This is a genomic window from Acinetobacter sp. GRABPA_MV_2 (assembly GCF_056725885.1).
In genome coordinates this window covers 84,016-109,423 of the sequence record NZ_JBWZNA010000002.1, presented here as the reverse complement: position 1 = coordinate 109,423, position 25,408 = coordinate 84,016, and the positions used below count along the sequence as shown (strand labels likewise).

Below are 25,408 nucleotides of genomic sequence, written 5' to 3'. Positions count from 1 at the left end.
CCTCCTGAATAAAAGGAGGGTTAGGGAGGACTAAATTTAAATTAGTGGCGGAAATGGCGCATACCAGTGAAGACCATTGCAATACCAGCTTCGTCTGCTGCTGCGATTACTTCTTCATCACGCATAGAACCACCTGGTTGAATAATGCATTTAATACCAGCTTTAGCCGCATTATCAATACCGTCACGGAACGGGAAGAATGCATCAGAAGCCATTACCGCACCTTCAACAACTAAACCAGCATGTTCAGCTTTAATTGCAGCAATACGAGCTGAGTTAACACGGCTCATTTGACCTGCACCTACACCAATAGTTTGGCGGTTTTTAGCATAAACAATTGCGTTTGATTTTACATATTTCGCAACTTTCCATGCGAAAATAAGGTCATCAATTTCTTGCTCAGTCGGTGCACGCTTAGTGACTACTTTAAGATCATCTTTAGTGATCATACCTAAGTCTTGATCTTGAACAAGTAAGCCACCATTTACGCGTTTATAGTCAAGTTGCGGTGCGCGTGCATCAATTGCAGGTAACTCGCCACATACTAAAACACGTACGTTTTTCTTAGCGCCAGTTACTTCAAGTACGCCATCAGCGATACTTGGAGCAATAATCACTTCAACGAATTGACGCTCTACAATTGCTTGAGCGGTTGCAACATCTAATTCACGGTTGAATGCAATGATACCGCCGAAAGCAGATTCTGGGTCAGTTGCATAAGCTAGATCATAAGCAGCTTTAATGCCGTCTAAAGAAACAGCAACACCACAAGGATTAGCATGTTTTACAATAACACAAGCAGGTTTTGCGAATGATTTAACACATTCAAGTGCTGCATCTGTATCTGCAATGTTGTTATAAGACAATTCTTTGCCTTGTAACTGTTTTGCAGTAGAAACTGATGCTTCTTTTGCATTTGCTTCAACATAGAAAGCGGCAGATTGATGTGGGTTTTCACCGTAACGTAAATCTTGTGCTTTGTTCAATTGAGTATTGAACGTACGAGGGAATAAGTCAGCTTCGCCTTCGGTCTTACCAATGCGAGCGCCTAAGTAAGAAGCGATCATGCCGTCGTATTGAGCTGTATGTTCAAATGCTTTAACAGCTAAATCAAAACGCGTTTCATAAGAAAGTGAACCAGCTGTTTTTAATTCATTGATTACAGTGTCGTAATCGGAAGCATTAACTACAATACCTACTGAAGCATGGTTTTTAGCAGCCGCACGAACCATTGTAGGACCACCGATGTCGATATTTTCGATTGCATCAGGAAGAGTACAGTCAGGTTTTGCAACAGTTGCAGCAAATGGATAAAGGTTTACAACAACAAGATCAATCGGATCAATGTTGTGTTCTTCCATAACTGCTTCGTCTAAACCACGACGAGCAAGAATACCGCCATGAATTTTTGGATGTAAAGTCTTAACACGACCATCCATCATTTCAGGGAAGCCAGTATGTTCAGATACTTCAACAACCGCGATATTATTATCTTTAAGCAACTTATATGTGCCGCCTGTAGATAATAGTTCTACCCCTAAAGCTGCAAGGTTTTGAGCAAATTCGACAATTCCTGTCTTATCAGATACAGAAATCAAAGCACGTTTAATAGTCATGATGTTTAATTCAACAATTTCAAGTCTACGGATTAAAACCAATAAGCATAAAAAAATGCCCACGACGTCGTGAGCATTTTATCATTTATTCACTCATTAAACCGTGAGCTTTTAACTTTTTACGTAAAGTGCCACGGTTGAGTCCAAGAATTTCTGCAGCACGCGTTTGATTACCACGTGTATATTCAAGAACTACAGATAAAAGAGGTTTCTCCATTTCTGCTAGCACCATGTCATATACCTGAGATGGTTGCTCACCTTGCAATTGTGCAAAATAATGACGAACTGCGCGATCCACGTGGATGCGAAGAGCAACATCAGATTGTGCAGTAAAAATAGGAGATTTGCTATTCATGCGAGTTAATCCGAAAATCAAATACTAACTTGGGTAAAGTAGTATATAAATGTGGTCTAAAAATACGGAGTCCTGTTTTAGATCCTAAAACAGTGACTCTAAAACATAAGAACAATTAGCTTGCCATATTTCTTCGTATTGAATAAAAAATAAGCGTAACAATAATTAAATATTTGTTACAGCCCCCTCAAAAACAAAAAAAGTTAGGCTATGTGCTTAAAGTAGAAAAGCACACATGCTTAACAGTATTTTTTTGGGATTGAGAGCGAGGAGTATATGAGTCAAAGCTTTCGTGGCGCGTATAATACCATTGTCTAGGAAAAAGTGAGCAAATTAACTGCATTTTTTTTTATTTTTTTTTCACTTTTTTTACATTTTAGGGGTGGACAATTTCTAATCGATAATTTACTAGCCTTTTTTTGCTTTTGTTTAGCTCAAATTGAAATCGAAAAGGAGTATTGGAAGGAATGCGTTGAATACCCCTTAAGTTTTCAACTAGATATTGTTGAGGAGTTAATATGATTTCCTCTGTTTTGTCTGGCTCTGTTGCAAAAATCAACTTTAGATTAGGAAGTTCAATACTTTTATCATTCTGGTTGAGCAATATGCCTGAGAACTGAGTATGGTCTGCATTAATTCTGCGAACTTTTAACTTTTCTATATAGATAAGTTGATAAAGTTCGGCTGATTTATTGCAATGCAGTATTTGACAAACATAATTAAATGCATGGCTGACGGTTGGGCTTGCATGCATGAGTTTAGGATTAAACCAAAGAATTTGAAAAGTAAAAACTAAAATTAAAATAAGGTTGGCAGAAATCCATAGCGTGTAGTACAGCCAACTATGCTTTTTATTGTTGTCTTGTTCTTGTGATGATGCCTGCTCAGCTAAATTAAGATTTGGTAGAGCATTAATAGGTTCGTTGTGAAAGTAATTTAAGTTGTTGAGATAGGTTAAAAGATCAATATTAGAATTCTCAACTTTTTGATCAAATATATCTAATACGTGAGAATGCGTCATATACTTTGTTTGCATTGAACCATTAGCTAAAGTATTGGAATTGACCATAACTGGCTGTTCAATATTAATCAGATTGGTTAGTGCATTAAAGTTTGAATCACATTTAGGACAACAAACCATACCCTGAGCAACAGTCAATTGAGTAAGAGATACTTTATAGACTGTTAAACACTTAGGGCAGCGGGTTTGTTTTTCATTCATGAGTTAAAATCTCAATTTATTTTTTACGTTTTCCTGAAATGCGACACCAGTTTTCTTCGCGTTTTTCGACATCTAATATATCAAAAAATTCAGAATAAACACCTGAAACATCAGCAACTTGCTCTTCGATTACGCCGGCAAGTGCAAACTCGCCCTCAGATTTAGTTAAATTTGCAAACTCAGACGCAAGTGCCATCAATGGGCCAGCTAAAATGTTTGCAACTAAAACGTCTGCTTGCAGAGGTTTGAATTCTTGATCGAATTCTTCAGGGAGACCTACATATAGTCGATCTAATACCCCATTAAGTTCAGCATTTTGTTTTGTTGCTAAAACAGCTTGCGGATCAATATCAGTGGCATATACTTTTTTAGCGCCTAATAATAAAGCGGCTACACCTAAAATGCCTGAACCACAACCATAATCAATTACGATTTTATCTTTAACGTCAGTTTTGCCCAACCATTGTAAGCATAGGAACGTACTTGCATGGTTACCTGTACCAAATGCAAGACCTGGATCTAGCTTAATATTAGTTGCTTCTGCTTCTGGAGGTTCTAGCCATTCAGGTACGATCCAGAACTTTTCCCCAATTTGGATTGGCTCATAATAATCCATCCATGCGCGTTCCCACACTTGATCTTCAAGTTCTTCATGGCGCATAGGAACATCTGGGAGTTGAGCTTTTAAGAAAGCTTCTAAAGTGTCGACATCAATTGGGTCTTGTTCGTCTTGTTGATAGATGCCAGTCACAATAACTTTGTTCCATAAAGGTGTTTCACCCGGTAATGGTTCAAGTAAAGCCTGATCTTCAGCATCATCCAGCGTTACGCTTACCGCACCTAGAGACATTAAAAGTGTTTCTGTGAACTCAACTTGTTCTTGATCAACGGTAATGTGTATTTGTAACCACTTCACGAAAAGGACCTAAAAATTTTATTTAAAGGCGTATTGTAGCGGACTAGACCATTTTAAAAAAGAAAGCGGCCCATCTTTAATGGACCGTCTTTGAAAATACTGATGAGATATAGCGGAAAATAAATGACTTCTTCTATACCTATGTTAAAACAGATTAAGGAGCAGGGGCCTTAAATTGTAACTTGCCATTTTCGTTTGGTTGGCAAGTACCGTTAAAGGTCACACCGTTGTGATTGTAAGAAACCCATTCACCTTGCTGTTTTTTTGCACAGACTCGAATTTGTTTTTGCATTTCGGCTTTGCTCGTATCAGCAGCATGGGTAAAAGTTACGCCTGAAAAACAAATTAGAGATGCAGTTAAGATTTTTAACATGGTCGTTTTCATTTTGTATTCCTTCTCGTTGCGTTAATTTTAAAGTCATAGAAGTGCTGTACATTTTTTATTCTAAGATGAATTAATTTTAAAAACATTCACTTTGTATTGAATTCATGAAACAAAATGTCAAATCATGTGGCATAGCGTAAATTATGTGAAGACAATTTTGTAATTATGTACATCAATAAGCAGATAATTTTGCTATAATGTTCCGTCTTTTTTTTCTGGTGTTTTTGTACTCATGCACTATCCTAAAGTTTATGATGTTATCGTTATCGGTGGCGGTCACGCAGGTACGGAAGCGGCCCTTGCTGCTGCGCGTATGGGACGACAGACTTTGCTTTTGACCCATAACATTGAGACTTTGGGCCAAATGAGTTGTAACCCAGCAATTGGTGGTATTGGTAAGTCTCACCTAGTCCGAGAAATTGATGCTCTTGGTGGCGCAATGGCTTTAGCTGCCGATAAAGGCGGTATTCAGTTCCGTATTTTAAACTCGCGTAAAGGTGCTGCAGTACGTGCAACACGTGCTCAGGCGGACCGCGTGCGTTATAAAGCTGCTATTCGTGATACTTTGGAAAATCAAGCAAATCTTGACATTTTCCAGCAAGCAGCTGATGACCTGATTGTTGAAGGCGATACCGTTAAAGGTGTTGTTACCCAAATGGGTATCCGCTTTGATGCTAAAACAGTTGTGCTGACTACAGGTACATTCTTGGGTGGTGTAATCCACGTTGGTTTAGAAAAATCAAGCGGTGGTCGTGCGGGGGATCCTCCTTCTATTGCACTTGCTCAACGTTTACGTGAATTAAAATTACCAGTGGGACGTTTAAAAACTGGTACTCCACCACGTATTGATGCACGTTCAGTTGATTTTTCAGTCATGATTCCACAGCCGGGTGATTTCCCGTCTCCAGTGATGTCATTCATGGGTGATGCTTCTATGCATCCTGAACAAGTAAACTGTTATATCACGCATACAAATGAAAAAACCCACGACATTATTCGTGGTGGTTTAGACCGTTCACCAATGTACACTGGTGTTATTGAAGGTGTAGGTCCGCGTTACTGTCCATCAATCGAAGATAAGATTCACCGTTTCGCTGATAAAGACTCACATCAAGTATTCTTGGAGCCAGAAGGTCTAGATACACACGAGCTTTATCCAAACGGTATTTCAACTTCACTTCCATTTGATGTGCAGTTTGAACTTGTTCGCTCTATTCGTGGTATGGAAAATGCGCATATTTTGCGTCCAGGCTATGCGATTGAATACGATTATTTCAACCCGCAAGCTTTGAAATTTACCCTCGAAACTAAAGCGATTAATGGCTTGTATTTCGCTGGTCAAATTAATGGTACAACAGGTTACGAAGAAGCTGGTGCTCAAGGTTTACTTGCAGGTTTAAATGCTGCACGCCGTGCGTGGGAGCAGGAAGAGTGGACACCTAAACGTGACCAAGCTTATATGGGTGTGCTAGTTGATGACCTCATCACGTTAGGTACTAAAGAACCGTACCGTATGTTTACTTCACGTGCTGAATATCGTTTGATGTTACGTGAAGATAATGCGGATCAGCGCTTAACTTCTATTGGTCGTGAACTTGGTTTGGTTGATGATGTACGTTGGGCTGCTTATTGCGAAAAAATGGAAGCGGTTGAGCGTGAAACCTCTCGTCTACAACATTTATGGGCAGCACCAAATAACCCTATGGGTAAAAAATTCGTTGAAATGACGGGTGCTGATTTGAGTAAGGAATGTAGTGCGATTGATTTGCTTAAACGTCCTAATATCACCTTCGGTCAAATTGCTGAACTTACTGGTTCTGAAGTTTCAGAACAAGTGGGTGAGCAAATTGAAATTGCTGTGAAATATGAAGGTTACATTAACCGTCAGCACGAAGATGTTGCTCAATTAAAGCGTCTTGAAGAAACCAAAATACCTGCCGATTTTGACTATGATGTAGTGTCAGGCTTATCACGTGAAATTACACAGAAGTTAAAAACAGTTCTTCCAGAAACTTTAGCTCAAGCAAGCCGTATTCCTGGTGTTACGCCAGCTGCCGTTCAGCTTGTAATGATCACAATTCGTAAGAACAATATGATTAAGAAAACAGCTTAATTATTTAAATGTACAAAAGCCCAGTTAAGACTGGGCTTTTTTTATTTCTGTTCAAAAAATATATGGAAACTTCCTAAGGAAGAAAAGAGATTTCGCTTCCTTTATTTCTTATTTCACATATTTTGAGCCGCCAGTTATATTAAATTCACGTTCAAACAAGAGGGCTTTAATGATGACAATGAAATCAATTCGCTACAATGGATATGAAATGGCATGCCAAAGCTCATGTTCAAAATAGCGCAAAAGAAAGAGCAGATCAGTTTTGGTGGGGGAGAGCATCTTGATCTGAAAACAAGTAAAAATATAAGAACAATATAAAATTAAGAAAATTACAATTCAAAATCTAAAGAGAACCTTATGGTTCTCTTTTTTTATATCTATTTACTCTCAGTTTCAATTTCTCGCACAGCATTGTGTACTTGTACTGGTTCAATATGGAGTAATTTCTTACCAAAACTACGTAACCACCATACCAATTGAGATGTAAAAGGTACAGTCGCTGTGACTTCTACAATATTTTCCTCAAGTGGAGTAATTGTTTGATCTTTACTTAACTGACTTTCATAAAAAGTTTTAGCAGTTTGCTCTGTCATGGTTAAGGTGAGCTGAATTGATTCAGTTGGCTGGTTGTAGTCCACTCTAAAGCCTAAAGCACCTGAATCAATATAATGATCAATATCAAAATTAACAGGATGTAGTGCTCGACTGTCTAATACTTTTGCTGATTTAAAACGGTGCAGAGCAAAAGTTTGAACTTCAGTTTTGTCATGTCGTGTGCAAATTAAATAAATTACTGCACCTTTTTGTACCAATGCTAACGGATTTAAGATATACGTTCGGTCTTCACCCTGATTGACTCGTGCTCGATAAATGCATTCTATTTGCTTGTCTTGGAGCAAGCCTTCATAAATTGCTTGTTGAGCATTTCGATCGACTACAGGTGGAATAAGAGGTTGACTTGCAGGAACAATACGTACACGGTTAATCCACTGTCTCACATTATTTTGAGTAGAAAGACTTCGTTTGGCTAAATCAAACCATGGTCCCATCTCATCAAGCAGGCTTGGAGGGAGTAAGTGCTTAAGGTGCTCCTCAACCATCATAAAGGTTACTGCTTGAGAACTTGTCATGTGAGGTAAGCTTTGAATAGGTGCATCCGATTGCCACCGCCACCCTTGAGGTACGGCTTTATTGCTCTCTATCGGGAAGCGTTGAGCAATTTGATTTAAGTCACGTTGAATAGTCCTTAAACTAATATCAATACCTTCACGTTCAAGCATTTCTTGTAATTCTCGAGTTCCGATCCATTTACCGGTCGGTAGGCGAGATAAAATCTGCCATTGGCGATATAAACTATTCGAAGTTTCTTTTTCTATTACAGACATAAGCGTAATACATCTATATCCAATTGCTTTGGTGTCAACACAATAAAAAATCTTTACAGATTTAGCAAGTTTGTCAGATTCGGTTTATAGCCCGTTGGGCAAACGATGTTAATATTTAGAAGAAAGTTAGAACAATAATGCCGTAAAAGTACTATAGATATATAAGTGGCACTGAAATTGCTTATTTAAAAATGAAATATAGATAAATGATAAGACGAGGTGGTTATGTCAGAACAAGAGCATGAATTACATATTGATAATGATTTTTTTATACAAGAGCAGACAACAACGGCACTCATTAACCCAACCTCTTTTTTAGAACATATTTCTGTTCAAACTAATCTCTTTGAGCAACTCAAATCACAGTTCTTTAATGAGATGCTTGATGATGTAACGTCAAATGGTGAAGCTTCTAAAAAAATTGAACAATGGTTGAGCATCCGTACTTTAGATGAGCTAAAGGAGCTAAATACCCAAGCAAAACAGCATTTTCTTTACCATGGGATCACTTTTAATGTTTATGGTGATAAAGAAGGGACGGAACGCACTATCCCATTTGATTTAATTCCAAGAGTAATCGAGAAAAAACAATGGGAAAAGATTGCCTCAGGCTGTGCGCAACGTGTTAAAGCATTAAATTATTTCCTGGACGATATTTATCATGGACAACATATTTTAAAAGAGCAAATTATCCCTGAAGAACAAATTATGGGGAATGATGCTTTCCAGCCTCATATGCTTAAACATTCTTTAAAGGGGAAAATTTATTCACAAATTAGTGGGATTGATATTATTCGTGACGATGAAGGGGAGTTCTTTGTATTAGAAGATAACTTGAGAACACCTTCAGGTGTGTCTTATATGATTGAAAGCCGAAATATTAGCCAGAAATTAATGCCTGAGCTATGTACAGCCAATAATTTACAAGGAATTGAGCATTATCCAAAACTTTTAAAAGAAATATTGCAAGAGAATTCACCTGCCGATCAACCTTTTATCGTGGTGCTAACACCAGGACGTTTTAATAGTGCTTATTATGAGCATGCTTTTTTAGCGCGTGAAATGGATGTGCCCTTAGTTACAAATCGTGATTTATTTGTAGAAAATGATCAAGTTTTTGTCAAAACTATTCGTGGGCGTCAAAAAGTAGACGTAATTTACCGCCGTTTAGATGATGATTTTCTAGATCCTTTAGCATTTCGACCAGACAGTGCTTTAGGTGTTGCAGGTCTTATGTCTGCTTATTTGCAAAAAAATGTTGTGATTGCAAATGCACCTGGAACTGGTGTGGCCGATGATAAATCTATTTATCCTTATGTAGATCAAATGATTCAATATTATCTGGATGAAACACCAATTCTAAAAAATGTACCTACTTATCAGTGCCGTAAGGAAGAACACTTAGATTATGTACTCTCTAATCTTGATCAATTAGTCGTTAAAGAAGCACAAGGTTCAGGCGGATATGGCATGTTGATTGGGCCTAAAGCAAGCTCATGCGAAATTGATGACTTTAGAAAAAAATTAATTGCTATGCCACATATGTATATTGCACAGCCTACATTAGCTTTATCCGTTGCTCCAACTTTAACGACAGGCGGCGTAGCTGAGCGTCATATTGACTTACGTCCATTTGTATTAAGTTCACCTTATCGTACCGAGATTGTACCTGGTGGCTTAACCCGAGTTGCAATGCAAGCTGGCTCCTTGGTCGTAAATTCATCTCAAGGTGGCGGTATAAAAGATACATGGGTTGTCGAAACGTTACATTCCTGATTGTGGGTTAAAGAGGAACTTTATGGTTTTACTCAATTCGAGTGCGCATCAAATATATTGGTTGGGCCGATATTTGATGCGAGTTAAATTTGCAGCCTCTCATTTACCCTTTACAGAAGATGAGAAAGCAACAAAATTTGCAGCAGCATTTGGTTTGGTTATAGAAAATGCAGAATTACTAAATCACTATATGTTAGACAAGAAGCAAACATTTTCATTACTGAACCAGCTCATTATTGCTAAAGATAATATTCAGGAACTAAGAGGTATTTTGTCATCACATGCTTATGCAGAATTAAATAATGTTATTAATACACTTCAACCTCAACCTGATGCATTAAGTAAAGCTGTCGAACAATGCACACAAATACTAGAAGCAGAACATGAGGATGTACGTTTATTTTTGCATTTAGGCCAAAAAATAGAGCAATTTGATATAGAGCTGCGTTTTGGAGAAGATTTATCTGTTCTTGTATTAGAACTAGATTTGGTGGTGCAACAGCTTGCTAATTTGAATTGGGAAAATATAGATGAAAATTGGCAAGTATTAAAGCAGCAACTTACTTGGGATGCTTACTATACTTTTACACAGCAGTTAGAAAATATGTTTGAGGGCTGATTATGAAATTGATGGTTAATCATCAAACGCATTATAGCTATACTGAAACTGCTCGGAACAGCATTCAGTATATTAAAATGATGCCTCAAACATCGCCTCATCAACATGTTATAAATTGGGCAATTAGCGTGCCGGGTGATAAGACAATAAAGAGAGATATATTTAACAATGTATGGATGACGGCTAGTCAGCGTTATCCATATCAACATCTGACATTTATGGCTCAAGGCATTGTTGAGCTTCAAAATGTAGAATTGGGTTGTGTTGATCTCTCTACACCTACAAATTTGTTTTTGCAGATGACAGGTGCAACTCGATGTGATTCGGAAATGTTGGACTTTGCCAAAAATATTGTAGTGGCTAAGGACCGACAGCATATTGCGTTATTAAGCGAATATATCTTGCAAAAAATACTTTACCAACCTGAAAGTACTTCGGTTCAGACAACTGCGATTGAAGCATTTCATGCAGGTCAAGGAGTATGTCAAGATCATGCTCACATTTTAATTGCGATGTGTCGTGCGCTACAATTACCTGCACGTTATGTCTCTGGTTATCTATTTGATCAAAACTATCCGCACCTTGCCAGTCACGCTTGGGCGGAGGTATTTTTAGAAAATCAGTGGTATTGTTTTGATGTAAGCAATCAATTGTTTACACCCAAACATCACATCTACCTTGCTGTAGGACGTGACTATCTCGATGTGGCACCTATTCGTGGCGTAAGAGAGCAAGGTGGAGTTGAGAACATGATGTCTGTGGTTCAAGTGTTGGCATGTTGAATGTAAAGAGAATGAAATGACCTATTGTTGTGCGCTAAGATTGGAACAAGGTTTAGTGTTTATTAGTGACACAAGGACCAATGCAGGAGTTGACCATATTTCTGTGTTCCGAAAACTGCATACTTTCGGTGTTACCGGAGAACGTTTTATTGCCTTGCAAACAGCAGGTAACTTAGCAACAACGCAAGCTGTTATAGGTCATTTACAAAATGCCCTTACTTTGCAGCAAGAGCCTAACCTATATAGTGTTAATACGATGTTTGAGGCGGCTGAACTAATTGGCAAAACCTTAAAAACTGTTTTAGAGGATATTAGTTCGGACACCCAAGAACAAATGAATTATGCCTGTAGTATTTTGGTAGGTGGGCAGATTAAAGGTGGGGATATGCAACTCTATAATGTCTATCCACAAGGCAATTTTATTTGTGCAACTACAGACACACCTTATTTTCAAATAGGTGAAAGTAAATATGGAAAGCCTATTCTGGATCGAGCTTTATATTATGCAATGCCACTAGACGATGCATTACGTTGTAGCCTGATTTCTTTTGATTCGACTTTGCGTTCAAATGTTTCTGTTGGCTTACCACTTGATGCATTGGTCTACATTAAAGATAGCTTTGTTATCCCCATGGGAAAACGAATAACCGAGGATGATCCTTATTTCTCACAGATTAGTAAACAATGGTCAGATACTCTTCGTCGGGGATTACAGGAAATGCCAAAACCTACAGATGATTACTGGCGATAAATTTTGCGTGTTTAAATAAAAAAATCCAAGCATGCTTGGATTTTTTTTATATTTATTATTTAACTGCTTTTACGAGTGGGGCGATTACTTAAGCGACAGAGTAATTCATATCCTATCGTTCCGTTTGCATCCGCAACATCATCAACTAAGCGATGTGGACCCCAGAGTTCAACTGGAGTGCCTAATTTTACTTGCATGCCTGTCACGTCGATTGCAATCATATCCATGCTCACTCTTCCTACAACTGCACAGAGATGTTTATCAATAGCGACATAGTTTTGTTTAACATAAGCTCGTGGATAACCATCACCGTAACCTATAGAAACAATCGCGATATCCATTGCTTGCTTGGCGCAAAAAGTAGAGCCGTAACCGACATGTTCATTAGTTTGAATATGATTAAGTGCAATCACTTCTGCTGAGAAAGTCATCACTGGTTTTAAGTCAAGATCATAGACTGTTTGATCTGCAAAAGGTGAGGCGCCGTAAAGCATGATACCCGGACGAACATAATCAAAATGTAACTCTGGCCATTTATAAATGGCAGCTGAGTTACAGCAAGAAGCTAAAACTGGATCACAAGCTTGTTTAACTTGTAGAAATTGTTGTTTTTGTTGCTCGTTAAGTGGATGGTCTACATCTGCATTTGCGAAATGCATCGCAAGTACACAAGTAAATCCTTCAGATTTTAAAGTTTTAATAACTTCAATAATTTCTGGATTTTTAAAACCTAGACGATTCATGCCGCTGTTAAGCTTAACCCAGACTTTTAAACCTTGGTTGATGTACGCTTGTTTGTGCTTAATCAACCATTCAAACTGTTGTTGATGGTGAATGACACATTCAAATTTTTGTTTAATTGCAATTGGCATTTCATCTTCAGAAAATACCCCTTCAATTAAAGTGACAGGTTGTTGAAATCCGAGTTCACGGATTTCCAAACCTTCTTGTAGGCAGGCGACACCAAAGGCATCTGATGCATTTAAGGCTGCTAAACAGTCTTTGATTCCATGTCCATAAGCATTAGCTTTTACCATACTTACAATTTTTGAATTTGTTGCGAGTTGTTTGACACGGCTTAAATTATATTGAAGTGCATTACGGTCAATATAAACTGTTGCTTGGCGCACCCTCATTTACTCCTTTGGGCTAGAGATAGAGCTTATTCTTCATCATCATATTGGCTGTAATACTCAGGAGAGAGATTACTAAATCGAGTATATTGACCTTCAAAAGCAAGACGAACTGAACCAATTGGACCGTTACGCTGCTTACCAATAATAATTTCTGCAGTGCCGGCTTCTTTTGACTCTTTGTTATAAACCTCATCACGGTAAATAAACATAATTAAGTCGGCATCCTGCTCGATCGCACCGGATTCACGTAAGTCGGACATTACAGGACGTTTATTTGGTCGGTTTTCCAGACTTCGGTTAAGCTGGGAAAGTGCAATAACAGGACATTGCATTTCTTTCGCTAATGCTTTTAAGCTACGCGAAATTTCTGAAATCTCGCCTACACGGTTATCACCCATGCCTGGGACTTTCATGAGCTGTAAGTAATCGACCATGATGCAACCAATTTTACCATCATGCATTTTGGCTACTCGGCGAGCACGGGCACGAAGTTCAGTTGGAGGTAGGGCAGATGAGTCATCAATATATAGATGCATTTGTTGAAGCTGCAAAATTGTACCAGTCACCTTGGTCCATTCATCTGCATCGAGGTTACCAGAGCGTAAATGTCCTTGATGAACTTTGCCCATTGCAGAAATAAGACGCATTGCAATCGAGTCTGCAGGCATCTCCATTGAAAATACCAGAGCAGGTAACTTGTTATATTGCAAAACACTCTCAACCAAATTCATGGCAAATGTAGTTTTACCCATCGATGGACGTGCAGCAACAATAATTAAGTCACCAGGTTGCATACCAGATGTTTTATTATCAAGTTCTAAGAAGCCAGTCGTTAAACCTGTAATATTGCCATCTAATTTTGAAAGCTCATCAAGCTTACTAATTACGTCTGCGGTAACAGAACTAATAGATTTAGGACCAGCATCTTTTTTATTATTATTGTGCTGTTCAGCTAAAGAGAAAATACTTGTTTCAGCCAAGTCTAAAATTTCACTAACACCGCGACCTTTTGTGTCATAAGCATTTTGTAAAATTTCAGTACTAACTTTAATCATGCTACGTAGGGTAGAAAATTCTTTAATTTTCGTAGCATAAGTTTCTAAGTTATAGAAACTTGAAGGTGAGTCAGCCATAAGCTGCATTAAATATTCTTCGCCACCGATAGCATCAAGTAAATTTTGTTTTAAGAGCCAGTCACTTACTAAGACAGCATCATAAGGTGAGTTTTCTTGTGCTAATTTCTCGATTGCACGAAAAATATATTTATGACGAGTCGCGTAAAAATCATTTTCTTTTAGTACATCGTTGACTTGCTCAAAAGATTCAGCAACTGTCATCAAAGCAGCCAGAACAGCTTGCTCAATCGCTAAGTTGTGCGGGGGAGTGCGAAACTCTTTAAGTTGGCTTGATTCACTCGTTTTATTTTCTGTTGGAGATGAAAGCGCTAAAGAAGTGGCATTCGCCTGAGACATAATTAGACCTGATGATAAAGAAGAGTGTACACAACGAGGCTCTAAAGCCGAGAACTATCTTAAAACAAAATTAAATAAACTACCTAATTAAAAAACCAATTAAACTAAAGAACTGATCAGGAATTAATATATCTTATTTTAAAATTTGAAACATAAAAAAAGAGCATGCAAAAGCATGCTCTTTTTTTGATGAGAAATTACTCAGATACGATAGTAACGAGAACTTCTGCAACAACATCATGGTGCAATTGGATTGCGATGTTGAATTCACCAGTGTGACGAAGCGCGCCATTTGGTAAACGAACTTCTGCACGGTCAACTGTAAGACCAGCATTCGTTAATGCGTCAGCGATGTCACGAGTACCGATAGAACCGAACAGTTTACCTTCGTCACCAGCTTTAGCAGTGATAACGATGTTAACTTCGTTCAATTGTTCAGCACGTGCTTGAGCAGCAGCTAAAACTTCAGCTTCTTGCTTCTCAAGTTCAGCACGACGAGCTTCAAAAGCAGCAGTGTTAGCTTCAGTAGCTGCAACTGCTTTACCTTGAGGGATAAGGAAGTTACGGCCGTAACCAGCTTTAACTGATACTTTATCGCCTAATTTACCAAGGTTCTTAATGCGTTGTAATAAGATAACGTCCACAGATCACCTCACTTATGGTTGTCAGTGTACGGAATCAAAGACAAATAGCGAGCTTGTTTGATAGCAAGTGCTAATTGACGTTGATAACGAGCTTTAGTACCAGTGATACGGCTAGGAACAATCTTGCCGTTTTCAGTGATGTACTGTTTTAAAGTGTCGATATCTTTGTAGTCGATGTACGCAACATTCTCAGCTGTAAAGCGGCAGAACTTGCGACGACGGTAAAAACGTGCCATTGATGTTCTCCTTATTCAGCTTCTTGAGCAACTTGCTGTGCTTCTTCGCGTTGAGCTTTACGCGCACGCTTTTCTTCAGCACTCTTAGCAAGCAATGACTCTTCAGTGATTGCGTGTTCACGACGGATGATAAGGTTACGAATGATCGCGTCGTTATAACGGAATAATTCTTCTAACTCATCAAGCGTAGTTTGACCACATTCAACATTCATAAGAATGTAGTGCGCTTTGTGAATTTTGTTAATTGGGTAAGCCAATTGACGACGGCCCCAATCTTCTAAACGGTGAATTTGACCTTCAGCTTCTTTGATCTGAGAGATATAGCGTTCAACCATACCTACAACTTGATCGCTTTGGTCTGGGTGTACCAAAAGTACGATTTCGTAATGACGCATTGTCAGCTCCTTACGGTTTAAACAGCCCCTAATAAAAAATTAGAAGCAAGGAGTCATAACTTAATAAGTTATGCCGCAAAATTTGCGAAGGCTGAATTATAGGTAAAAGTTCGACTAAAAACAAATCTTTTGATCAGAAAAGTAAAACTTCTTTACTATAAAGAGGAAATCCTCTCTTGTTTAAAAGAGAGGAAGATTTGGAGCAGGGGATTGATAGGTAAAGCTAAAGCTTAAACTTAACATGGTAATTAATATGACCGAGTATAGGAAAAAACGTTTAGCCCACAATTGATCATTTTCGGCTTTAAATCCAATAACTGATAAATATAACCAATATGCAGTCAGAGCATTAAAGGTAATTAAAAAGAATACATTGGTATAGCCAAAACAATATAACCCATTCAAAACAGCTGCAAATAATAGGATATATATTACACATTCAATTTTCGTACGATAAATAGAACGTGCTACAGGCAAAATTGGAATTCCCGCATTTTTGTAATCATCAAAACGATAAATTGCAATTGCCCAAGAATGGGGCATTTGCCATAAAGCGTATGCTAAAAACAAAAGCAAGGCTGCCACATCAAATTGATGAGTTACTGCTGTATAACCAATAACAGGAGGGCTCGCCCCGGAGATACTACCAATGACGGTTTGATGGATTGAGGTACGTTTGGTCCACAAGCTATAAAAACCGACATAGACAATAAAACCAATCATTGCAAACAAAAATGCGTAACCATTTACACCAAACCATAAAATGCTAAAACCAATTACCCCAAGCACTAATGCATATATCAGCGCAACAGTAGGAGAGATTGTTTTTTTAACAAGTGCACGGTTTTGCGTACGCTGCATCTTTGTATCAATATCTTGATCTATAACATTATTAACCACGCAACCAGAGGCCACAACTAAAGTTGTTCCAAGTAAGGTGAGAAGTAATAATGAGACGTCTATAGAGCCTTGGGCGGCTAAGAAAAAGCCGCCCAAGGTGGTAATGAAATTACCGAAGAGAATTCCTGGTTTAGTCAGGAATAGATATTTTTTCAACATGACAATCAGTTTAGATCATCATATTGTAGTGAAGGTAATTCATAATCCACACAGAACCGATTAAAAGCACGGCGATACATAGGATTGTGTAGATGAATGCAATCATATTCCAACGTTGTTCAGATGATGTATTCATGTGTAAGAAGTACACAAGTTGTACAAGAACCTGAGCAACCGCAGTGATTGCAATCACTGTAACTAAAAGACCACGACTGAAACCACCCGCCATCACCATTCCGAAAGGAATGATGGTGAGGATAACAGAAAGGATAAATCCAACAGTGTATTGCTTAAAGTTACCGTGTGACGCACCAGCAGCATTATGCTCATGACTACTCATTAGAGAACTCCCAGTAAGTAAACGACGCTGAATACACAGATCCAAACGATGTCAAGGAAGTGCCAGAACAAGCTTAAGCAAGCAAGACGACGTGTATTCGGTAAAGTCAAACCTTTAGTCTTGATTTGATACATTAATACAAGCATCCACACTAAACCAGAAGTTACGTGGATACCGTGTGTACCAACCAAAGTAAAGAACGATGATAAGAATGCACTGTGAGTTGGACCATGGCCTTCATGTACAAGGTGATGGAATTCATAGACTTCCATTCCAATGAACGATGCACCAAAAAGGAATGTAATAAATAACCAAGTGATAACTTGATTTACATTCTTTTTATAAGATGCAAGTACAGCAAAACCAAACGTTACCGATGAAATCAATAAGGCAAATGTTTCAGTTAACACGAAGCCTAATGAGTCATGGAATAGGTCATATGCACTTGGAGTTCCTGGTGGCACATGGCTGCTTAATACAGCGAACGCAATGAAGAGTGATCCGAAAAGAATCAAGTCACTCATCAAGTATGTCCAGAAACCAAAAACCGTTAAATCAGTATCATCATGTTCATGATGACCGTCATGGCCGTGGTTGTCGTGATGAAGTACTTCAGCCATTTCCTTAGTCCTTCTTCAAGTGTTTTTCAAGTAAAGCATAGCGTTCGTTTTCAATACGCTCAACTTCAGCAGCAGGAACGTAGTAGTCAACATTCTTAGTGAATGAGCTTACGATCAAGCTAACAACAGCTGCAACGAATGAAACAACAACGAGCCACCAAATATGCCAGATGAGTGCAAAGCCAAGAAGAGTAATGAACATTGCAATGACAAAACCAGCAGCACGATCGGTCGGCATGTGGATGTCTTCATATTTAGTGTTACGTGCGTATGCTACACCATTTTCTTTGTCAGTCCAGAAACGGTCGATACCGCTTGCATCTGGTTCATGCGCAAAGTTATAGAATGGGGCAGGAGAAGAGGTTGCCCATTCAAGCGTACGAGCATCCCATGGGTCGCCAGTAAGGTCCATGTTGTCTTTACGTTGTAAGAAGCCAACGATGATTTGCATTAAGAAACATGCAATACCAATTGCAACAAGAACAGCACCAAATAATGCAATTGCAAGGTACGGATCCCACTCAGGGTTGTCATATGTATTCAAACGACGAGTCATACCCATGAAACCAAGGATATAAAGTGGCATGAATGCAAAATAGAAACCGAAGAACCAGAACCAGAACGCAGCTTTACCCCATGCTTCGTTGAGCTTCCAACCAAACATTTTTGGCCAGTAGTAAATGATGCCGGCAAACATACCAAACACCACACCACCGATAATTACGTTATGGAAGTGAGCGATCAAGAATAATGAGTTGTGTACCAAGAAGTCCGCAGGTGGAACCGCCATAAGTACACCAGTTAAACCACCGATACCGAATGTTACAAGGAAGCCAAGCGTCCATAACATTGGAGTAGTAAAGGTGATGCGACCCTTATACATGGTGAATAACCAAGAGAAGATTTTCACACCAGTAGGAATCGCAATAACCATGGTCATGATACCGAAGAACGCGTTAACGTTCGCACCAGCACCCATGGTGAAGAAGTGGTGAAGCCATACAACAAACGCAAGAACAGTAATCGCGATAGTTGCATACACCATAGACTTGTAACCGAACAACGCTTTACGAGAGAAGGTTGCAACGATTTCTGAGTATAGACCAAATGCTGGTAATACCAAGATATATACTTCAGGGTGACCCCATGTCCAGATCAAGTTCACATAAAGCATTGGGCTACCGCCAAGCTCATTTGTGAAGAAATGGAAGCCGAAGTAACGGTCAAGTGTAAGCATTGCAAGAGTACCTGTTAATACAGGGAATGATGCAATGATTAATACAGCCGTACAAAGTGAAGTCCACGTGAAAATAGGCATGTCCATTAATTTCATGCCAGGCGCACGCATTTTGATGATGGTAACAAAGAAGTTAACACCAGATAAAAGCGTACCTAGACCAGAAACCTGAAGTGCCCAGATATAGTAGTCGACACCTACACCAGGAGAATATTGAATGCCAGATAGAGGAGGGTAAGCCATCCAACCAGTCGCAGCAAATTCACCTAATACAAGTGAAAGCATCATCAAACCAGCAGCACCAGCGAATAACCAGAAGCTTAAAGAGTTCAATAATGGGAAAGCAACGTCACGAGCACCAATCTGTAAAGGTACAGAGATGTTCATCATACCTACAACGAGACCCATTGCTACGAAGAAGATCATGATTACACCGTGTGCGGTGAAGATCTGGTCGTAGTGGTCAGGATGTAGATAACCTTCGCCGCCGCCTTTAGCGAGGAAAAGTTGTAAACGCATCATGATCGCATCGGCGAAACCACGCAGAAGCATGACAACAGATACGATGATATACATGATACCAATCTTTTTATGGTCTACCGTAATAAACCACTCATTCCACAAATATCCCCATTTTTTGAAATAGGTGATACCGCCAAGCACTGCAATTGCACCAATTGCCATAAGGACCATGGTGACAAGTACGATTGGCTCTGTCGGGATAGAGTCCCAACCCAGTTTACCAAAAATCATATCCATGTCTTATTCCCCTTGAGCAGCGTGTTCAGCTGCAGCATGAGTGTCAGCTGTTGCGTGTTCAGCAGAGTGGTCAACACCATGATAGTTACTCATATAGTGGTTGATAATTGTTTCAAACAATTTAGGCTCAACAGTAGAGTAATAAGTCACAGGGTGTGGCTTAGTCGGGAACGGTTTCATAGCTTCAGCTTCAGCAACTGCTTTTTCATCACCAGCAGCTTTAGCACGATTGACTAAATGCTCGATCTGATGCTTAGAACGGTTACCATCACGTAAGGTTGCCAATTCAGCTTGGTCAAGCGTAGTTTTTTGAACTGCTTCTGGGTTAATGGTTGAACCATTACCTGCTTTAACCGCAGCTACCCATTCGTTGAATTGTTGCTCTGTAACACTATGCGCCTTGAAACGCATTTGAGAGAAACCGTAACCTGAGTAGTTAGAAGAGAAACCACGATATACACCAGTTTCATTTGCTAACAAATGAAGGTGAGTTTGCATACCTGCCATTGCATAAATCTGGCCGCCTAACTGTGGAATGAAGAATGAGTTCATTGTAAAGTTAGAAGTGATTTTAAAGCTTAACGGAGTTTTTTCAGGGAAACGTACTTCGTTAACTGTTGCAATGTTTTGTTCAGGATAAATAAAGATCCACTTAAACTGTTCAGCAATAACTTGAATAGTTAAAGGTGCTTTATCTGATTCTAAAGGACGGTATGGGTCATACTTGTGGGAACCCCACCAAGTTAACCAAGCTAAAATACCAATAATAATGACAGGGATACCCCATACTACAACTTCAATTGCAGTTGAGTGTGCCCATGTAGGTTTATAGTCTGCATCTTTATTTGACGCGCGATATTTCCAACCAAACCATAATGCCATGATGATTGAAGGAATCACCACAAGTAACATTAAATAGATCGCAGTCATCATAAGGTCACTTTGACCTTGACCAACTGGACCTTTAGAGTTTAGAAGTACCATATCACCACCACACCCAGTCAAAAGTGCGGCAAGCGTTGATAAAGACAATACAGCTAAAATCGTTTGTCTCATTTTACAACCTCGGTGAAGAGTCCCATTCCCTAATTAAATATGGGATAGCGATTAAAGTGTCGCATGATTGAGAACGCTAATCCTTAAATTTAGACTTCTCAATTATATGACACCGCTACGTTGTAGGGCATTATGCCTCATATCGACAAACTAAGCTATACATAAAGTAGGCTGAAATAATTGTTTTAAAACCCGATTTTTTTTGTAGGGTATCTATTTTCAATAGAGCTTTTATTTAAATATCAACTCACTATAGAAAAAAGGAGGCGGGGTGCCTCCTCTTTTTTTAGACATTAAATGAATGAGTCATTCACTATCATTTGATCACTTTTGTTCTTGCAATTTTGTCATGTAAAGCTTGTCGCTTTTGTCCTAATGCAAAAGCGTAGTCAATAATTGTACTGATCGGCATAAACAGTAAGTTTAATATGATAAAAACAATACTTCTTAATAAGAAGATGCGAGTTAAATTAACCTTGCTATTGTCCTCAGCATCTACAATTTTAATTCCAACGATTTTCTTGCCTATACTCTGACCAAACTTTGTTAAAAGAACGGCTTGAATTGCAAGCATAATTACGACGTAAAGAAGCATTGAATGCCAAGCTTCTATTGGAATTAAAGTAAAAAGTTGCTGTTGCAATTCTGCAGCTTTAGTCGATGCGACTTCGGCAGATTGCATCTGTTTTTGCAGCTCGAATAATTGCTTATATTGAGCTTCATTAAAGAAAAAAGAAGGAATTGCAGCGATTGGTAACCAAAGCAATAAATCAATAATTTTTGCTAAAGCCCGAGCTGGAATAGACGCAAGTTCATGAACTTTAGGTTCTACACGAATTTGACGAATAGTTTCATTAGTTGATGTATTCGTATTTATTGTAGGTACAGAATAACCGATAGGTTGATATACAAGTTTACCTTGGGTTAATTCTCCTAAAGCTTTCCATTCTGTCATGCCTTCATGCCAAGCTAAATCAGTTAACAAAATTTGTTGGCTAGCCAACATTTGATTTACTTGTTCTAAAGTATAAGGCCCAGCTTGTTGATTATTACGTGCCAAGTAAATTTGCATAAATAAAAATTCTCTATTCTAAAGATGAAAAAAGACCCACGGATGGGCCTTTTTTTATAACATATTAGATTTGCTTGATTTTTTCTTCAGCAAGGAAGAACCATGTATCTAAAACTGAGTCTGGGTTAAGAGAAACAGATTCAATACCTTGTTCCATTAACCATTTTGCAAGATCTGGATGGTCTGAAGGACCTTGACCACAGATACCTACATATTTACCTGCTTTACGGCAGGCATGGATTGCCATTGAAAGAAGTGCTTTAACAGCTGCATCACGTTCATCAAATAAGTGTGAAACAATACCTGAGTCACGGTCAAGACCTAACGTTAACTGAGTTAAGTCATTAGAACCAATAGAGAAACCATCGAAGTGTTCTAAGAATTGTTCAGCTAACAGGGCATTAGTTGGTAATTCACACATCATGATTACTTTTAAACCGTTCTCACCACGTTTCAAGCCATTTTGTGCAAGTAATTCAATAACGCGTTTCGCTTCAGATACTGTACGTACAAAAGGAATCATGATTTGAATATTGGTGAGACCCATTTCATCACGAACTTTCTTAAGTGCGCGGCATTCTAGTTCGAAACAATCACGGAAGTTATCAGATACATAACGGCTTGCACCACGGAAACCAAGCATCGGGTTTTCTTCTTCAGGCTCGTATAACTTACCACCAATTAAGTTTGCATATTCATTTGACTTGAAGTCAGACATACGAACGATAACTGGTTTGTCACCAAATGCAGCAGCAAGAGTCGCAATACCTTCAACCAATTTTTCAACATAGAAATCTACAGGTGAAGCATAACCCGCTGTACGAGTTAAAACAGCAGCACGAGTTTCACGAGGTAGGCTGTCAATGTTGAGTAGAGCTTTAGGATGCACACCGATCATACGGTTAATGATGAACTCAAGACGAGCAAGGCCAATACCTTCGTTTGGAATTTGAGCAAAGTCAAATGCACGGTCAGGGTTACCTACGTTCATCATAATTTTGAACGAAAGCTTAGGCATAGATTCAATTGAGTTGCGTTGAACTTCGAAATCTAATGCACCTTCGTAAATGAAACCTGTATCACCTTCGGCACAAGAAACAGTTACTTCTTGACCATCAGTTAATACTTCTGTTGCGTTACCACAACCTACAATCGCTGGTACGCCAAGTTCACGTGCAATAATTGCTGCGTGACATGTACGACCACCACGGTTAGTGATAATTGCAGCAGCACGTTTCATTACCGGTTCCCAATCAGGATCGGTCATATCAGATACAAGAACGTCACCTTCTTGTACTTTGTCCATTTCTTTAATTGAGTTAACAATACGGACTTTACCAGAACCAATACGTTGACCAATTGAACGACCTTCACAAAGAACAGTACCTCTTTGTTTAAGAAGGTAGCGTTCCATAGTACCTACATTTTGGCGGCTTTTTACAGTTTCAGGACGAGCTTGAACAATATAAATTTGACCATCATCACCGTCTTTTGCCCATTCGATATCCATTGGCGCACCGTAATGCTGCTCAATGATAAGTGCTTGTTTAGCTAACTCTTGTAATTCATGGTCATTTAAAGCGAATTGTTGACGATCTTGTTTTTCAACATCAACAACAACAACAGATTTACCAGCAGAACCTTCTTCACCATAAATCATTTTTTGGTGTTTAGAACCAAGGTTACGACGTAAAACAGAATGTCTTCCTGCATTTAATAATGGTTTAGATAGGTAAAACTCATCTGGGTTAACGGCACCTTGTACAACCATTTCACCTAAACCGTAAGATGCAGTGATAAATACAACATCACGGAAACCAGATTCTGTATCAAGTGTAAACATTACACCCGCAGCGCCAGTTTCAGAACGAACCATACGCTGAACACCCGCAGAAAGTGCAACGATGTCATGATCAAAACCCTGGTGCACACGGTAAGAAATTGCACGGTCATTATATAAAGAAGCAAACACTTCTTTAATCGCAATAAGTATGTTATCAATACCGCGAATATTCAAGAAAGTTTCTTGCTGACCCGCGAAAGAAGCATCTGGTAAATCTTCAGCAGTTGCAGATGAACGAACGGCAACCGCGATGTCAGGGTTGCCGTTAGAAAGTGCTGTAAAAGCGGCGCGAATTTCTTGTTCTAAGGTTGCAGTGAGTGGAGTCTCTACAATCCATTGACGAATTTTTGCACCTGTTTCTGCAAGAGCATTTACATCATCGACGTTGAGTTGAGCAAGTTCTGCTTGAATTCGAGCGTTAAGACCACTTTGGTCTAAGAACTCACGATAGGCAGCAGCAGTAGTTGCAAAGCCACCAGGTACCGATACACCAGCATTTGATAAATGGCTGATCATTTCACCCAAAGATGAGTTTTTCCCACCTACGAGTTCGACATCGTGTTTCCCTAATTTTTCTAGACCGATTACGCGCGCTTCCAAAGTTTTCACTCCACTTTTGCAGTATTAATGTCTATCTTGGCATGAAATTATAAAAATAAAGTGCTTAGTTGAGAATTATACTAAGCGACAGTCATGTAAGATCAGTTTACTATAAAGATTATATAGCACTAAGACAAATGTTTAAGGAGAATTTTAATGTCAGAAAGTAAACAATTTAAGCGGAGTGTTTTTTTTATTTCTGATGGAACTGCAATTACTGCCGAGACTCTTGGACATTCGTTATTAGCACAATTTCCCAATGTAGATTTTGATATTCACATCATGCCGTATATTACAACTGAAGAGGCGGCAATGGATGTGGTGGTTGAGATTAATCGATGCCAAACCAAAGACGGTTGCCTACCTTTAGTATTTGATACTTTAGTCGATCCGCATGTGCGGGAAATTATTAATACGGCTAAAGCAGTTAATCTTGATGTCTTTGAAGGCTTAATTAGTAAACTTGAGCAAGAGCTTGGGACACCACCAACAACATTGGTCGGGCAGACCCACGCGGTAACCGATTCTGAATATTATAAAGCCCGTATTGATGCTGTTCATTTTGCGCTTGATAATGATGATGGAGCACGTACTCGTCATTATGACAAAGCCGATTTAATATTAATTGGAGTTTCCCGTTCGGGTAAAACACCGACTTCTATTTACTTATCTCTTCAATTCGGTATTCGTGTTGCAAACTATCCATTAACTGAAGAAGATTTAGATGATAACCGGTTACCAGCAGTATTAAGAGCTCATCGTAGCAAGTTATTTGGTTTGATGATTGATGCTGAGCGTTTGGTCGCAATTCGTAGTGAACGTAAAGCGAATAGCCGTTATGCAAGTTTTAGCCAATGCCAAATGGAGCTAAGAGCAATTGAAGGGATTTATATTTCAGAAGGCATTAAATATTTAAACGTGACCGAAATGTCGATTGAAGAGATTTCAACACGTATTTTACAAATGACGGGATTAAAACGTCGTATTGGTTAATTTAATCAAATGCTTATTTTAACCAT

The 25,408-nt window shown here is 38.9% G+C and carries 24 protein-coding genes; 6 read left to right on the top strand and 18 right to left on the bottom strand.

Features of this window, described 5'->3' with window-relative positions; translation table 11 throughout:
- Positions 1 to 41: 41 nt before the first annotated feature.
- The 5 genes from purH to ACXM0J_RS02265 form a co-directional block, all read right to left on the bottom strand.
- Positions 42 to 1,616 (bottom strand): bifunctional phosphoribosylaminoimidazolecarboxamide formyltransferase/IMP cyclohydrolase, encoded by a 1,575-nt coding sequence (gene purH / locus ACXM0J_RS02285; RefSeq protein ID WP_086265971.1) that lies wholly within the window; start codon positions 1,614 to 1,616, stop codon positions 42 to 44.
- Positions 1,617 to 1,701: 85 nt separating this feature from the next.
- Complete coding sequence (gene fis, locus ACXM0J_RS02280; RefSeq protein ID WP_001086304.1) at positions 1,702 to 1,971, bottom strand: DNA-binding transcriptional regulator Fis; 270 nt, start codon at positions 1,969 to 1,971, stop codon at positions 1,702 to 1,704.
- A 376-nt stretch (positions 1,972 to 2,347) separates the two neighbouring features.
- On the bottom strand, positions 2,348 to 3,193 hold the full coding sequence (locus ACXM0J_RS02275; protein WP_086265900.1) for a zinc-ribbon and DUF3426 domain-containing protein: 846 nt from the start codon (positions 3,191 to 3,193) through the stop codon (positions 2,348 to 2,350).
- A gap of 16 nt (positions 3,194 to 3,209) precedes the next feature.
- A complete protein-coding gene (prmA, locus tag ACXM0J_RS02270) occupies positions 3,210 to 4,109 on the bottom strand; it encodes a 50S ribosomal protein L11 methyltransferase (protein ID WP_479750192.1) in 900 nt (299 codons plus the stop codon).
- Positions 4,110 to 4,263: 154 nt separating this feature from the next.
- Positions 4,264 to 4,494, bottom strand: a complete 231-nt coding sequence (locus ACXM0J_RS02265) for a hypothetical protein (protein WP_002119672.1) — start codon at positions 4,492 to 4,494, stop codon at positions 4,264 to 4,266.
- 232 nt (positions 4,495 to 4,726) lie between these two features.
- Between ACXM0J_RS02265 and mnmG the strand changes: the two genes are divergently transcribed.
- Positions 4,727 to 6,607, top strand: a complete 1,881-nt coding sequence (mnmG, locus tag ACXM0J_RS02260; protein WP_017385460.1) for a tRNA uridine-5-carboxymethylaminomethyl(34) synthesis enzyme MnmG — start codon at positions 4,727 to 4,729, stop codon at positions 6,605 to 6,607.
- 377 nt (positions 6,608 to 6,984) lie between these two features.
- Here mnmG and ACXM0J_RS02255 read toward each other — a convergent pair whose 3' ends face one another.
- On the bottom strand, positions 6,985 to 7,992 hold the full coding sequence (locus ACXM0J_RS02255; RefSeq protein WP_199976093.1) for a helix-turn-helix transcriptional regulator: 1,008 nt from the start codon (positions 7,990 to 7,992) through the stop codon (positions 6,985 to 6,987).
- Between the two features lie 225 nt (positions 7,993 to 8,217).
- Here ACXM0J_RS02255 and ACXM0J_RS02250 point away from each other — a divergent pair, with 225 nt between their 5' ends.
- The 4 genes from ACXM0J_RS02250 to ACXM0J_RS02235 are packed head-to-tail and all read left to right on the top strand — an operon-like array spanning position 8,218 to position 11,920.
- Positions 8,218 to 9,768 carry a circularly permuted type 2 ATP-grasp protein gene (locus tag ACXM0J_RS02250; RefSeq protein ID WP_086265902.1) on the top strand — a complete coding sequence of 517 codons (1,551 nt, stop codon included), beginning with the start codon at positions 8,218 to 8,220 and terminating at the stop codon, positions 9,766 to 9,768.
- A gap of 22 nt (positions 9,769 to 9,790) precedes the next feature.
- Positions 9,791 to 10,387 carry an alpha-E domain-containing protein gene (locus tag ACXM0J_RS02245; protein WP_086265903.1) on the top strand — a complete coding sequence of 199 codons (597 nt, stop codon included), beginning with the start codon at positions 9,791 to 9,793 and terminating at the stop codon, positions 10,385 to 10,387.
- A 2-nt stretch (positions 10,388 to 10,389) separates the two neighbouring features.
- The gene (locus ACXM0J_RS02240; RefSeq protein ID WP_086265904.1) at positions 10,390 to 11,169 is read left to right on the top strand and encodes a transglutaminase family protein; all 780 of its coding nucleotides are present in this window, start codon (positions 10,390 to 10,392) and stop codon (positions 11,167 to 11,169) included.
- Positions 11,170 to 11,185: 16 nt separating this feature from the next.
- Positions 11,186 to 11,920 carry a proteasome-type protease gene (locus ACXM0J_RS02235; protein WP_002119721.1) on the top strand — a complete coding sequence of 245 codons (735 nt, stop codon included), beginning with the start codon at positions 11,186 to 11,188 and terminating at the stop codon, positions 11,918 to 11,920.
- Between the two features lie 59 nt (positions 11,921 to 11,979).
- Here ACXM0J_RS02235 and alr read toward each other — a convergent pair whose 3' ends face one another.
- From alr to ppsA, 12 genes are all read right to left on the bottom strand, one after another.
- Positions 11,980 to 13,050, bottom strand: a complete 1,071-nt coding sequence (gene alr / locus ACXM0J_RS02230) for an alanine racemase (RefSeq protein ID WP_086265905.1) — start codon at positions 13,048 to 13,050, stop codon at positions 11,980 to 11,982.
- A gap of 32 nt (positions 13,051 to 13,082) precedes the next feature.
- Positions 13,083 to 14,528, bottom strand: coding sequence for a replicative DNA helicase (gene dnaB / locus ACXM0J_RS02225; protein WP_086265906.1), 1,446 nt, complete (start codon positions 14,526 to 14,528; stop codon positions 13,083 to 13,085).
- 197 nt (positions 14,529 to 14,725) lie between these two features.
- Entirely contained in the window at positions 14,726 to 15,172 is a 447-nt protein-coding gene (gene rplI / locus ACXM0J_RS02220; RefSeq protein WP_000382591.1) for a 50S ribosomal protein L9, read from the bottom strand.
- Positions 15,173 to 15,180: 8 nt separating this feature from the next.
- Positions 15,181 to 15,408, bottom strand: a complete 228-nt coding sequence (gene rpsR / locus ACXM0J_RS02215; RefSeq protein WP_000090661.1) for a 30S ribosomal protein S18 — start codon at positions 15,406 to 15,408, stop codon at positions 15,181 to 15,183.
- 11 nt (positions 15,409 to 15,419) lie between these two features.
- Positions 15,420 to 15,803 (bottom strand): 30S ribosomal protein S6, encoded by a 384-nt coding sequence (gene rpsF, locus ACXM0J_RS02210; protein WP_002119610.1) that lies wholly within the window; start codon positions 15,801 to 15,803, stop codon positions 15,420 to 15,422.
- Between the two features lie 180 nt (positions 15,804 to 15,983).
- Complete coding sequence (gene cyoE / locus ACXM0J_RS02205) at positions 15,984 to 16,862, bottom strand: heme o synthase (protein ID WP_086265907.1); 879 nt, start codon at positions 16,860 to 16,862, stop codon at positions 15,984 to 15,986.
- Between the two features lie 10 nt (positions 16,863 to 16,872).
- A complete protein-coding gene (locus ACXM0J_RS02200) occupies positions 16,873 to 17,202 on the bottom strand; it encodes a cytochrome o ubiquinol oxidase subunit IV (RefSeq protein ID WP_000094534.1) in 330 nt (109 codons plus the stop codon).
- Positions 17,202 to 17,822, bottom strand: coding sequence for a cytochrome o ubiquinol oxidase subunit III (cyoC, locus tag ACXM0J_RS02195; protein ID WP_086265908.1), 621 nt, complete (start codon positions 17,820 to 17,822; stop codon positions 17,202 to 17,204). The genes ACXM0J_RS02200 and cyoC overlap by 1 nt, the downstream gene beginning before the upstream one ends.
- 4 nt (positions 17,823 to 17,826) lie before the next feature.
- Positions 17,827 to 19,818 carry a cytochrome o ubiquinol oxidase subunit I gene (cyoB, locus tag ACXM0J_RS02190; protein WP_005068497.1) on the bottom strand — a complete coding sequence of 664 codons (1,992 nt, stop codon included), beginning with the start codon at positions 19,816 to 19,818 and terminating at the stop codon, positions 17,827 to 17,829.
- A gap of 3 nt (positions 19,819 to 19,821) precedes the next feature.
- Positions 19,822 to 20,874, bottom strand: coding sequence for a ubiquinol oxidase subunit II (cyoA, locus tag ACXM0J_RS02185; RefSeq protein WP_002119579.1), 1,053 nt, complete (start codon positions 20,872 to 20,874; stop codon positions 19,822 to 19,824).
- Positions 20,875 to 21,190: 316 nt separating this feature from the next.
- Positions 21,191 to 21,946, bottom strand: a complete 756-nt coding sequence (locus tag ACXM0J_RS02180) for an RDD family protein (RefSeq protein ID WP_002119677.1) — start codon at positions 21,944 to 21,946, stop codon at positions 21,191 to 21,193.
- Positions 21,947 to 22,010: 64 nt separating this feature from the next.
- The gene (gene ppsA, locus ACXM0J_RS02175; RefSeq protein ID WP_171265347.1) at positions 22,011 to 24,398 is read right to left on the bottom strand and encodes a phosphoenolpyruvate synthase; all 2,388 of its coding nucleotides are present in this window, start codon (positions 24,396 to 24,398) and stop codon (positions 22,011 to 22,013) included.
- A gap of 147 nt (positions 24,399 to 24,545) precedes the next feature.
- Here ppsA and ppsR point away from each other — a divergent pair, with 147 nt between their 5' ends.
- Positions 24,546 to 25,382: a posphoenolpyruvate synthetase regulatory kinase/phosphorylase PpsR gene (ppsR, locus tag ACXM0J_RS02170; protein WP_002119749.1), complete on the top strand. Its 837-nt coding sequence runs from the start codon at positions 24,546 to 24,548 to the stop codon at positions 25,380 to 25,382.
- Positions 25,383 to 25,408: the final 26 nt, after the last annotated feature.

Excerpts from the sequence above, each read along its gene's own strand:
- cyoA (WP_002119579.1), bottom strand. The coding sequence starts at position 20,874 with ATGAGACAAACGATTTTAGCTGTATTGTCTTTATCAACGCTTGCCGCA.
- ACXM0J_RS02245 (WP_086265903.1), top strand. The coding sequence starts at position 9,791 with ATGGTTTTACTCAATTCGAGTGCGCATCAAATATATTGGTTGGGCCGA.
- ppsR (WP_002119749.1), top strand. The coding sequence starts at position 24,546 with ATGTCAGAAAGTAAACAATTTAAGCGGAGTGTTTTTTTTATTTCTGAT.
- ACXM0J_RS02255 (WP_199976093.1), bottom strand. The coding sequence starts at position 7,992 with ATGTCTGTAATAGAAAAAGAAACTTCGAATAGTTTATATCGCCAATGG.
- ACXM0J_RS02265 (WP_002119672.1), bottom strand. The coding sequence starts at position 4,494 with ATGAAAACGACCATGTTAAAAATCTTAACTGCATCTCTAATTTGTTTT.
- rpsR (WP_000090661.1), bottom strand. The coding sequence starts at position 15,408 with ATGGCACGTTTTTACCGTCGTCGCAAGTTCTGCCGCTTTACAGCTGAG.
- ACXM0J_RS02200 (WP_000094534.1), bottom strand. The coding sequence starts at position 17,202 with ATGAGTAGTCATGAGCATAATGCTGCTGGTGCGTCACACGGTAACTTT.
- dnaB (WP_086265906.1), bottom strand. The coding sequence starts at position 14,528 with ATGTCTCAGGCGAATGCCACTTCTTTAGCGCTTTCATCTCCAACAGAA.
- cyoB (WP_005068497.1), bottom strand. The coding sequence starts at position 19,818 with ATGGATATGATTTTTGGTAAACTGGGTTGGGACTCTATCCCGACAGAG.
- cyoC (WP_086265908.1), bottom strand. The coding sequence starts at position 17,822 with ATGGCTGAAGTACTTCATCACGACAACCACGGCCATGACGGTCATCAT.
- ACXM0J_RS02235 (WP_002119721.1), top strand. The coding sequence starts at position 11,186 with ATGACCTATTGTTGTGCGCTAAGATTGGAACAAGGTTTAGTGTTTATT.
- fis (WP_001086304.1), bottom strand. The coding sequence starts at position 1,971 with ATGAATAGCAAATCTCCTATTTTTACTGCACAATCTGATGTTGCTCTT.
- ACXM0J_RS02180 (WP_002119677.1), bottom strand. The coding sequence starts at position 21,946 with ATGCAAATTTACTTGGCACGTAATAATCAACAAGCTGGGCCTTATACT.
- mnmG (WP_017385460.1), top strand. The coding sequence starts at position 4,727 with ATGCACTATCCTAAAGTTTATGATGTTATCGTTATCGGTGGCGGTCAC.
- ACXM0J_RS02275 (WP_086265900.1), bottom strand. The coding sequence starts at position 3,193 with ATGAATGAAAAACAAACCCGCTGCCCTAAGTGTTTAACAGTCTATAAA.
- ACXM0J_RS02240 (WP_086265904.1), top strand. The coding sequence starts at position 10,390 with ATGAAATTGATGGTTAATCATCAAACGCATTATAGCTATACTGAAACT.
- cyoE (WP_086265907.1), bottom strand. The coding sequence starts at position 16,862 with ATGTTGAAAAAATATCTATTCCTGACTAAACCAGGAATTCTCTTCGGT.
- purH (WP_086265971.1), bottom strand. The coding sequence starts at position 1,616 with ATGACTATTAAACGTGCTTTGATTTCTGTATCTGATAAGACAGGAATT.
- ACXM0J_RS02250 (WP_086265902.1), top strand. The coding sequence starts at position 8,218 with ATGTCAGAACAAGAGCATGAATTACATATTGATAATGATTTTTTTATA.
- rpsF (WP_002119610.1), bottom strand. The coding sequence starts at position 15,803 with ATGCGTCATTACGAAATCGTACTTTTGGTACACCCAGACCAAAGCGAT.